The organism is Prevotella sp. TCVGH (assembly GCF_023522295.1).
Lineage (GTDB): Bacteria > Bacteroidota > Bacteroidia > Bacteroidales > Bacteroidaceae > Prevotella > Prevotella timonensis.
In genome coordinates, this window is sequence record NZ_QFFX01000088.1 from 1 (window position 1) to 8,530 (window position 8,530).

General features: G+C 44.8%; 10 protein-coding genes. 7 read left to right on the top strand and 3 right to left on the bottom strand.

Features of this window, described 5'->3' with window-relative positions; all coding sequences use genetic code 11:
- Window positions 1–495 precede the first annotated feature (495 nt).
- Entirely contained in the window at window positions 496–945 is a 450-nt protein-coding gene (gene bcp / locus DEM91_RS11445) for a thioredoxin-dependent thiol peroxidase (RefSeq protein WP_249859009.1), read from the top strand.
- Between the two features lie 722 nt (window positions 946–1,667).
- The gene (locus DEM91_RS11450) at window positions 1,668–1,907 is read left to right on the top strand and encodes a hypothetical protein (RefSeq protein WP_036929665.1); all 240 of its coding nucleotides are present in this window, start codon (window positions 1,668–1,670) and stop codon (window positions 1,905–1,907) included.
- A 479-nt stretch (window positions 1,908–2,386) separates the two neighbouring features.
- On the opposite strand, the gene DEM91_RS11455 is transcribed toward DEM91_RS11450, so the two are convergent.
- The 3 genes from DEM91_RS11455 to DEM91_RS11465 all read right to left on the bottom strand — a co-directional run bounded on the left by DEM91_RS11455 (window position 2,387) and on the right by DEM91_RS11465 (window position 4,311).
- Entirely contained in the window at window positions 2,387–3,055 is a 669-nt protein-coding gene (locus DEM91_RS11455; protein WP_249859010.1) for a hypothetical protein, read from the bottom strand.
- Between the two features lie 43 nt (window positions 3,056–3,098).
- Window positions 3,099–3,752 (bottom strand): S24 family peptidase, encoded by a 654-nt coding sequence (locus DEM91_RS11460; protein WP_197061675.1) that lies wholly within the window; start codon window positions 3,750–3,752, stop codon window positions 3,099–3,101.
- A 223-nt stretch (window positions 3,753–3,975) separates the two neighbouring features.
- Window positions 3,976–4,311: a hypothetical protein gene (locus DEM91_RS11465; protein ID WP_249859011.1), complete on the bottom strand. Its 336-nt coding sequence runs from the start codon at window positions 4,309–4,311 to the stop codon at window positions 3,976–3,978.
- A gap of 65 nt (window positions 4,312–4,376) precedes the next feature.
- On the opposite strand from DEM91_RS11465, the gene DEM91_RS11470 reads away from it, so the two are divergent.
- Genes DEM91_RS11470 through DEM91_RS11490 form a run of 5 tightly spaced genes read left to right on the top strand, consistent with a single transcriptional unit; the run spans window position 4,377 to window position 8,458 of the window.
- A complete protein-coding gene (locus DEM91_RS11470; protein ID WP_249859012.1) occupies window positions 4,377–4,745 on the top strand; it encodes a hypothetical protein in 369 nt (122 codons plus the stop codon).
- A 13-nt stretch (window positions 4,746–4,758) separates the two neighbouring features.
- A complete protein-coding gene (locus DEM91_RS11475; RefSeq protein ID WP_249859013.1) occupies window positions 4,759–6,750 on the top strand; it encodes a hypothetical protein in 1,992 nt (663 codons plus the stop codon).
- A gap of 25 nt (window positions 6,751–6,775) precedes the next feature.
- Entirely contained in the window at window positions 6,776–7,651 is an 876-nt protein-coding gene (locus tag DEM91_RS11480) for an AAA family ATPase (protein ID WP_249859014.1), read from the top strand.
- The gene (locus DEM91_RS11485; RefSeq protein ID WP_249859015.1) at window positions 7,651–8,286 is read left to right on the top strand and encodes an AAA family ATPase; all 636 of its coding nucleotides are present in this window, start codon (window positions 7,651–7,653) and stop codon (window positions 8,284–8,286) included. Before DEM91_RS11480 ends, DEM91_RS11485 begins: the two co-directional genes overlap by 1 nt.
- Before the next feature lies 1 nt (window position 8,287).
- Window positions 8,288–8,458 (top strand): hypothetical protein, encoded by a 171-nt coding sequence (locus DEM91_RS11490; protein ID WP_249859016.1) that lies wholly within the window; start codon window positions 8,288–8,290, stop codon window positions 8,456–8,458.
- Window positions 8,459–8,530: the final 72 nt, after the last annotated feature.

Here is an 8,530-nt window from a genome sequence, read left to right on the forward strand (position 1 = left end):
GAGGCGCGAAGCCTCCGAAGAGCGGCATCCGACTTGTCTCCGTGTGTTAGCCTTTGCAAACATAGTAACTTATTATTTAACATGTTACGCTTAAGCCTGCTCTTTTTCTTCCTATTTCCATCCTTTTTTGGCGATTAAAGCATTGAGATAAGCCTGCAATTTGCATGCTTTAAGGCTGCTGAAGCATGTGAACAACACCTCTAATACATGTTTCCAAGGGCGTTAAATCAATGTTTCAACTTGAAAAGGCTCTTATTTTGCTCAAATCAGCCCATTTTTGCAGTTCGTTTGCCTATTGGTTTTTTCTATTTTGAAGATTTTAGATGACCGTTTTTTGGTAAAATAACAGGACAAAAACCACTAAATATTTTATCTAAAAAAATGAAAATTTGGAAAAAGATAATGATAGTTGGATATTTTTTCTTATCTTCGTAGAGTAATAACTTAGCCCACTAACAGCAATGAACTGAAAAGTGGGTACAAAACTAAAAGCAAATGAACATAGGAGATAAGGCGCCCGAGATATTAGGACGCGACCAAGATGGAAAGGAAGTGAAGTTGGCAGACTTCAAGGGTAAGAAATTAGTGTTGTACTTTTATCCGAAAGACAACACCCCCGGTTGCACGACAGAAGCATGCAATCTGCGCGACAATTATCAACGTTTTCTGGATGCAGGCTATGCCATAGTGGGCGTGAGCGTGCAAGACGAGAAATCGCACAAGAAGTTTATTGAGAAGCACGAACTTCCATTCCCACTGATTGCCGACACAGAGAAGACATTGAACAATGCCTTTGGCGTATGGGGCGAGAAGAGCATGTGCGGCAGAAAATACATGGGAACTTTCCGCACCACATTCATCATCAACGAAGAAGGTAAAGTGGAACGTATTATTACACCGAAAGAAATCAAGGTGAAAGAACACGCTGCACAGATTTTGGGATAAGGCTGGTTCTATAAATTAGCTTTGTTAAATTTTGAGCTTATTTTTGAGGTCAAAATGCAAGAGAGTGAAGGAGTGTAGCGAGCTACACGACTGAACGAACTTACATTTTGAACCAAAAAGAAGCCAAAAGATAACAAAACGCATTTCATAAACATTTGATGACTATGTGCGGTGGTAATTTATAGAACCAGCCTTAAAGCTTTCCCCTTACTCTTCCGAACAAGGGGGATGCAAATGTAACGACTGAATCTTCCCGCAACAATCAAAAAAGCGGGAAGTTCTTTTCGCTATAAGAAAGCACGAGTACAAACTTCGGTGTTTTATTCCTGCACTTGTCACATTGATAAGTAGTCCAATCGTCTTAGTTCCTCCGCTTATGGTGGAGCCAAGTATGGGGCACAGAACGAAGCGTATAAAATGAATTGAGGATAAAAACGGCTTATTGTTTTATGTTTCAAAGAGTTATGCGTTTAGATAAAATATGAGCCTCTAAAACGAAACGTTTACATTGGTTTAATTTTGGTTTACATCTGGTGCTTGTTGAGGCTTAAAAGAGGGGCTAAACGTTTACATACAGTTACGACTGGTTTACATTGAGCCAAACCGGACAGAACTGAGGGTGGGTATTCCGCTCTTTTTTATTGCTTTTTCAAAAAAAACAAAATGCTATTTTATTCCATATAGATATTATTTGGTATATTTGCATCGTAAAAATATGGATTATGGCAAAGGTTATACATGTACATTTGATACACGGATTAGAAGGAACGAAGCGAAAGGACTGGTATTTCAGTAGCATATCAGCCGTTTATACAGTGTTTACGCCTAAACAGGTGGGCGCCACACGCAATTATTTGCTCCATGCCGGGCTATCTGGGAACGGCACTATTATCACGAAACAGGCTATTATAAAGCAATCTACGCTTATTTCGGGCGGTTCAGGGGTAACGTATAAAGACTAATAAAGAAGGGGCTTAGAACAGCCTTAAAACGCCGTTTGAAAGGGTGGTAAAATCAGCGTGGTTTTATCACCCTTTTTTTCGTGCTCTGTGGGTGATTTTAGGGGGGTGCTTATTCAACCGGTTATTCAAAGTGGTTATTCATTTATATTAAAGTGGTTATTCAAAATAGGGTTTTGAGGGGGTACGATACAAGGGGGTGAAGATACTGTTTTTTCAAAGATAAGTGCGTTTTTAGTACCGATAGCCCCCCCCCTAAATGCCACCATGTTTTGAAGTTTCACCTTATTATATAACGAGAAATCAGGCACTTATTCGTTATAAGGAAACTAAAAAGAGGGGGAAGCCCCCGAAAGGGGGGCATGGGGGGGGGAGATGGGGGGCTGTGGGAGAACGTTGAAGTGACCGAATTATAACCTGTACAATAAAAGTGTTATATAGGTTTGTGCGAATAACTAAAATTGGACATTATTGGGTGATTATTACCAAGTGTCAATGCTTTTATCATCATTATGTTTATTCAAGTAAGATAAAAAGGATGACATTGTATTGTAGGAGTATGCATTGCAGTTAATAAATGCCTGTGAATAAGATTCTTTATGATCACCATTAAGATTTGACGGGAACACAGCTTTAGGAGATATTAAATTTGATTCTGTCCCTTTTTTGAATAAATCAAATGCACCCAAAATATAATGAGGTACTTTTGTTTCAAAAGTTAGAGAATCTTTATATACCTTTATCCTTATTTTTAATTCAGCATGTATAATAGTTGCATTATAAAGTCCTGTGACTTGCCCCACATTTGCCCATTTCCCTTCACCGTAGCAAATATTATTAATCGTGTCTATCTTTATTTCTGCACCTTTTTCTAAATTAAGAATCGATTTTAAGAAGCCATAACTTATCTTCGTCATTTCTTTAGTGGTCATATTGCAATTATTAGCCACATTATACTTATAATAAATGTCTCCATCCAAATTAAGTGGAAAATGTTTTATAGCCTCTTTTGCCCATTTCTTATTGCTACTTTTTTTTATTGCATTCCATTTTACTTGTTTAGAAACAAAGTCCATACATTCAAATTTTTGTGCAATAGAATTAGTCGAAGTTAGAAACATAAAAGCTAATAGTAATAGATATTTTTTCATTGTATAAAATTTTAATTATTTATGATACAGAAGGAAGGCGAAGTTATACCAAGCGAACAAGGCCGATGATCGTACTGAGAGAGCGGATGTCGGACTTAGGAAGGTGGAATGGCTTGAAGCGTGGGTTTTCGGAAATACAGAGGATGGATTCTTGATCGTCTTCTGCTTCCTCCACTCGTTTGACGAGGGCACCCTGACTGGTGTCGAGGACGTAGATGCCACCCCATTGGAAGAAGAGTATGTCGGAAATTTTACGGCAAGCGATGATGTCGCCATTCTCATAGAGGGGGTGCATGGAGTCGCCTGAAACCCGGATGAGAAAGTTTGCCCCCTTCGCCTCAAACTCCGGGATTGAGTAGTGTTCGCAGTCTTCCATATATACGCCATCATTGTCGGCGGATGGGAAACCTGCCACGGCATCTATGGGAATAAGAGGGATGCCCCTCCGCTTATTGGAGGATTTGGGAGGTTCGGCAGACCTCTTATGGGCTTCTATTGGCTTGTCGAGGTCAGATTTAAGCATATTCCCTGTGCCTGTGAGAAGCCATTCCCCTGAAATCCCATAAAGAAGTACAATATTCTGTATTGCTGAAGTTCCAACACTGCTCCTTCCCTTAGAAATCTCGGTTACCATGGATGGGCTGACGCCTACACTGGATGCAAACTCTTTCTTACTGGTTACCAAGCCATCACTCAAAAGCCTTTCATAGGCCTCTATAAATCTGCTTGAGACCTCTTTTTTATCTCCCATATACAGAATATTGAAAAATAATTACCTAAAAACTTTGTCCGTATTACAGAAAACTGTATCTTTGCAACGTATTCCATTAGGAAACGCGCCCAAAGATACGAAAAAGGGGCGAGGATTAAGAATTTTAATGATTAAATATTGAAGATTATGAGCAACAAAAGATTTTCTGCTACTGAAATCTCAAGATTTCTGAATGAGCGTTTACAAGACAGGCGGGCAATTCGTAACTCAGAAGCGCATGATAGGCCTCAAAAACTTGCTGAAGATGCAGTGCGCGCTGCATCCCGACAGAAATTGACAGCACCACGCGGGCGGTTCGTTTCTGACTGCCATCTTCTTGTGCGTATTGACCGACAGAGGGCTGTATGTCAGTATTGCGGTCAAAGCTACCCTTTAACGCCTTCAGGCGATTTAGACAGGGGGCAATTAGTTCAAGAAGCACTTTCTCGTCCATTGTTTGGTCAAGAGGGACAATGTCGATTGTAAGTAATACTTCAGGTACCATATTTTTTCTATTTGGAATTTGGCTATAAAGTTAGTAAAAATAAACGAATTAAACTAAGTGAGATTATGAAAAAGTACATTCACATACAAAAAGCAGATCGCGAGTTTATCGCGAAGGCACTGGATATTACAGAGCGCACAATTTACAACGCTACACACTTTGAGAATATGAGCGAAGGTAACGACCTTATGAAGAAGATCCGCACACTTGCGTTGCAGCGTGGCGGTATTGTGATGGTTGAAGCTCCAGAGTTGGAGGTGCTGCATGATGCTGACGGTTATATGCGGCAGTATCTTGGTGACGTGCTATTGGAGTTCTCAAAGAAGGAGCCTGTCTGCGACGTGTATAAGCATGGAGAGAAAGTGCGCCACTTTGAGAAAGTGATGACAAGTGATATTCAGGGCATTCAGGACTGGGCAGCAACATTGCGATAAAGAAAAAAGCAGCATGGAGTATTACGGTAATAAACTTTGCATATCATACAGCGAACTCGTAGATGGTGGCATTATAACAGCCTCCAACTACAATAACCTGACCTATCGAAAGAAGGTGAAGGTGGTTCGTCGCGGTGGTGGTGCGAATGACTGTTGTGCTCTGATTGCCATAGACAGTTTGCCGAGTAAGTATAAGGAGGCTGTTGAGAAAAAGTACCCCGGCGGCGACAAGGTTCGCATCAAGGCATGGGTGCTTTCCAATTACGAAATGGATCAGGCAGCCATCGCCTTCTTCCATGACCGAAGCAAGACAGGCATCGACCTTGACGAGAAAAAGAAACGCGAGTACATAATCAACGCTTCGGTGCTGAACTGCTGCATCAAGCTCTACGAGCGTGCACGGGACAGCCAACGCCTGTTTGGTGGCAAGTACAACTGGGACATGATGGCCAAGACCATTGAAATCCTGCGCGAAGAACTGGGTCACACACTTCCGACGAGTACGCTGCGTTTCAGGAAGAAGGTGAACGACTACAAGCGAGGTGGCTACGGTTGCTTAATCAGCGGCAAGTTCGGCAACCAGAGTGCAAGGAAGGTGGATTACAAGACCAAGCAACTGGTCCGTGGCTTGGCAGTCTTGCCGAACAAACCCTACAACAGCAACGTACACGAGATGTATATCAGCTTTGTCTGTGGCGAGCTTGATGTTTACGACCCGAAGACTGGCGAACTGTTCAATCCCGATGATTTCACGGATAAGAACGGCGACCCGAAGTCCCTGAGCGAGAGCACCATCAACAATATACTGAACGAGCCGGCAACCAAAATGCTGATAGAAAAGTCGCTGTCGAGCTGGAGTACCTTTATGCACGAACAAATGCCTTATATGCACCGTCATAGCGGACAGTTCTCACTGAGCCAGATAACGATGGACGACGTGGACCTGACACGAAAGCTGAAAGACACGAAGCAGCGGGTGCATGCATATTATGCCTACGATGTGGTGAGTCAGTGCGTGATAGGCGCGAGCTATGCGAGGAAGAAGGACGAGCGGCTTGTGGTGGACTGTTTCCGTGACATGTTTCGGCTGATAGCCAGTAACGGCTGGGGCATTCCTGCTGGTATCGAGGTGGAGAACCACCTGATGAGTCAGTATAAAGAGGGCTTTCTGAAAGCCGAGACCGTGTTCAAGTTCGTGCGCTTCTGCGCCCCTCTGAACTCACAAGAGAAATATGCCGAGCCATTGAATGGTGCGAAGAAGCGCAGCGTGATACACAAGAACCACGGGGGTATCGGTCGTTTCTATGGCAAGGGCAAGTGGCGTCAGGAGTATCAGAAAATCAGCGATGAGACCAACGAACTCTACGAGGACAAGGAATATTTCACTTGGGAGCAGCTGGTTGCCGATGACCGTAAGGACAATGAAGAGTGGAACAATATGCTGCACCCGAATCAGAAGATGTATCCGGGTATGACGCGCTGGCAGGTGCTGGAGGCCAACATCAACCCGAACCTGCTTCCCTACGACGCGAGAACGCTTGCCTATCACATCGGCGAGCGTGTGGAAACGAGTATTCGCAGGAATTCGACCGTAAGGGTGGTCCACGAAGACTGGTGGCTGAGCAGCACGAGCGTACTGGAACGGCTGGAACCGAACAATTACAAGGTTACCGCCTGCTATCTGCCGGACGATGAGGGCGCACCACAAGAGGTGTTTATCTATCAAAAGAGCAAATACATCGACACAGTTGAGAAAGTGAACACCTACAGCCGTGTGATGGCCGAACAGACTGAAGAAGACCAAGCAGCGTTCGTGGAACAGCAGAAGAAGATAGCGAAATTCAACAAATATGTTGAGGACAACGCCATCGACAGACTGGGAATACTGAAGCCGAGCCAACAGGCACAGCAGGAGGTACTGGAACTGAAACCCTCCGCTCCTCTGAAATATGAGCCAAGAATGCCGTTGCCAAGCGCATCCGACAGAGCAGTCGCAGATATATAGAATAACGTTAAAATGCCATTAGAATATGATTAGTGAGATGCAAAAACAGCGGATATTAGAGGCGATAGCCTCCAACCGCAAGAACTATCCGAGCGATGCGAAGCACGCATCGGCGCTGGGCATATCTGCCAGCGTGTACAACGGTTTGAAAAAAGGTCAGACGGAGAAAGCGCTGAGCGACGCCAACTGGGTGAACATTGCCCGGAAGCTGGATGTGAACCTACGCGAGACAATAGAGTGGAAAGGTGCACAGACGGAGACTTTCAAATATATCAGCCTGCAGTTGGGTGTCTGCCAGGAACGCAGCCTGAGCGTAATACTCTGCGACCTTCCGAACATCGGCAAAACCTATACTGCGCGTTGGTACGTAAAGGAACACCGTAACGCTATTTACGTAGACTGCTCACAGGTGAAAACCAAGCGTGCGCTGGTGAGGAAGATAGCCAAGGAGTTCGGCGTGGGCGCTACGGGCAAGTATCAGGACACATACGAAGACCTGGTGTACTACTTGCGAAGTATGGAGCGTCCATTGGTGGTGCTGGACGAAGCCGGCGACTTGCAGTACGAGGCTTTCCTTGAACTAAAAGCCTTGTGGAACGCAACGGAAATGTGCTGTGGTTGGTATATGATGGGAGCCGATGGTTTGCGTGCCAAGATCAACAGAATGGTGGAACATCAGAAGGTAGGCTATGCCGAGATATTCTCACGATACGGCGGCAAGTACAGTAAGGTAACGCCTGATCAAGAAGATGACCGCCGTGAGTTCCTCTTGGATCAAGCCCGGGCTGTGGCAAGCGTGAATGCCCCGAAAGGCACGGACATCGGTCAAATAGTACGCAAGAGCGGCGGCGGACTGCGAAGGGTTTATACAGAAATCAGCAAACTTAAGGAAGGCGCGTAATGGCGAAACGAGCGTACAGTCCGAAAGATATTGCAGCCAAGAAATGGGTGACTTTGCCTTGGGGTGAGCAGTGGAGTGATCCGTTCGGTTTCCCTGCTGAGAATGCCTCTTGGTTTATCAGCGGTGCGAGCGCACAGGGCAAGAGTTCATTCGTAATGCAGTTGGGGAAGGAGCTGTGCAAGTATGGGCTTGTCCTTTACATGAGTTATGAAGAACGCGTGAACCAGAGTTTCCAGCGTCGCATGGGCTATTTGGGAATGAACGAGGTGCAGGGCCGCTTCCGGGTCGTTACAGATGAGTCGATAGAGGAACTTGCCGAGCGTCTTGCCAAGCCAAAATCTCCGAAATTCATTATCGTGGACTCTTATCAAGTGGCATACGACGATTTCGGATGGACTTATCCTGCTGCAGTTGCCTTGATGCGCCGTTTCAATCGCAAGTGCTTCATCTTCATCAGTCAGGAAGACAAAAGTGAGCCAACAGGGAAACCGGCACGACGGCTGAGGTATATCTGCGATATGAAAGTGCGCGTGATGGGTTATAAGGCCTACTGCTTGGGCAGGTCAATCGGTGAAGCTGGAAATCATTACGTGGTGTGGAAAGAAGGTATTTTGAAAACGAGTAACAATCTGTGATATGGCAAGCAAACGAGACAACCTGCTGTACAGGTTAAGAAAGAAAGGTGTGAGGGTACAGACACGGAAACGCACGATATTCTTTGCGTTTGATGGCGAGCCTTTCAAGATTATACAGATAAAACGCCTGTGTAAGGAGTTTTATTTTCATGTACAACTTGAAATACAATAAGTTACTATGTTTGCAAAGGCTAACACACGGAGACAAGTCGGATGCCGCTCTTCGGAGGCTTCGCGCCTCCGG

Excerpts from the sequence above, each read along its gene's own strand:
- bcp (WP_249859009.1), top strand. The coding sequence starts at position 496 with ATGAACATAGGAGATAAGGCGCCCGAGATATTAGGACGCGACCAAGAT.
- DEM91_RS11450 (WP_036929665.1), top strand. The coding sequence starts at position 1,668 with ATGGCAAAGGTTATACATGTACATTTGATACACGGATTAGAAGGAACG.
- DEM91_RS11455 (WP_249859010.1), bottom strand. The coding sequence starts at position 3,055 with ATGAAAAAATATCTATTACTATTAGCTTTTATGTTTCTAACTTCGACT.
- DEM91_RS11465 (WP_249859011.1), bottom strand. The coding sequence starts at position 4,311 with ATGGTACCTGAAGTATTACTTACAATCGACATTGTCCCTCTTGACCAA.
- DEM91_RS11470 (WP_249859012.1), top strand. The coding sequence starts at position 4,377 with ATGAAAAAGTACATTCACATACAAAAAGCAGATCGCGAGTTTATCGCG.
- DEM91_RS11475 (WP_249859013.1), top strand. The coding sequence starts at position 4,759 with ATGGAGTATTACGGTAATAAACTTTGCATATCATACAGCGAACTCGTA.
- DEM91_RS11480 (WP_249859014.1), top strand. The coding sequence starts at position 6,776 with ATGATTAGTGAGATGCAAAAACAGCGGATATTAGAGGCGATAGCCTCC.
- DEM91_RS11485 (WP_249859015.1), top strand. The coding sequence starts at position 7,651 with ATGGCGAAACGAGCGTACAGTCCGAAAGATATTGCAGCCAAGAAATGG.
- DEM91_RS11490 (WP_249859016.1), top strand. The coding sequence starts at position 8,288 with ATGGCAAGCAAACGAGACAACCTGCTGTACAGGTTAAGAAAGAAAGGT.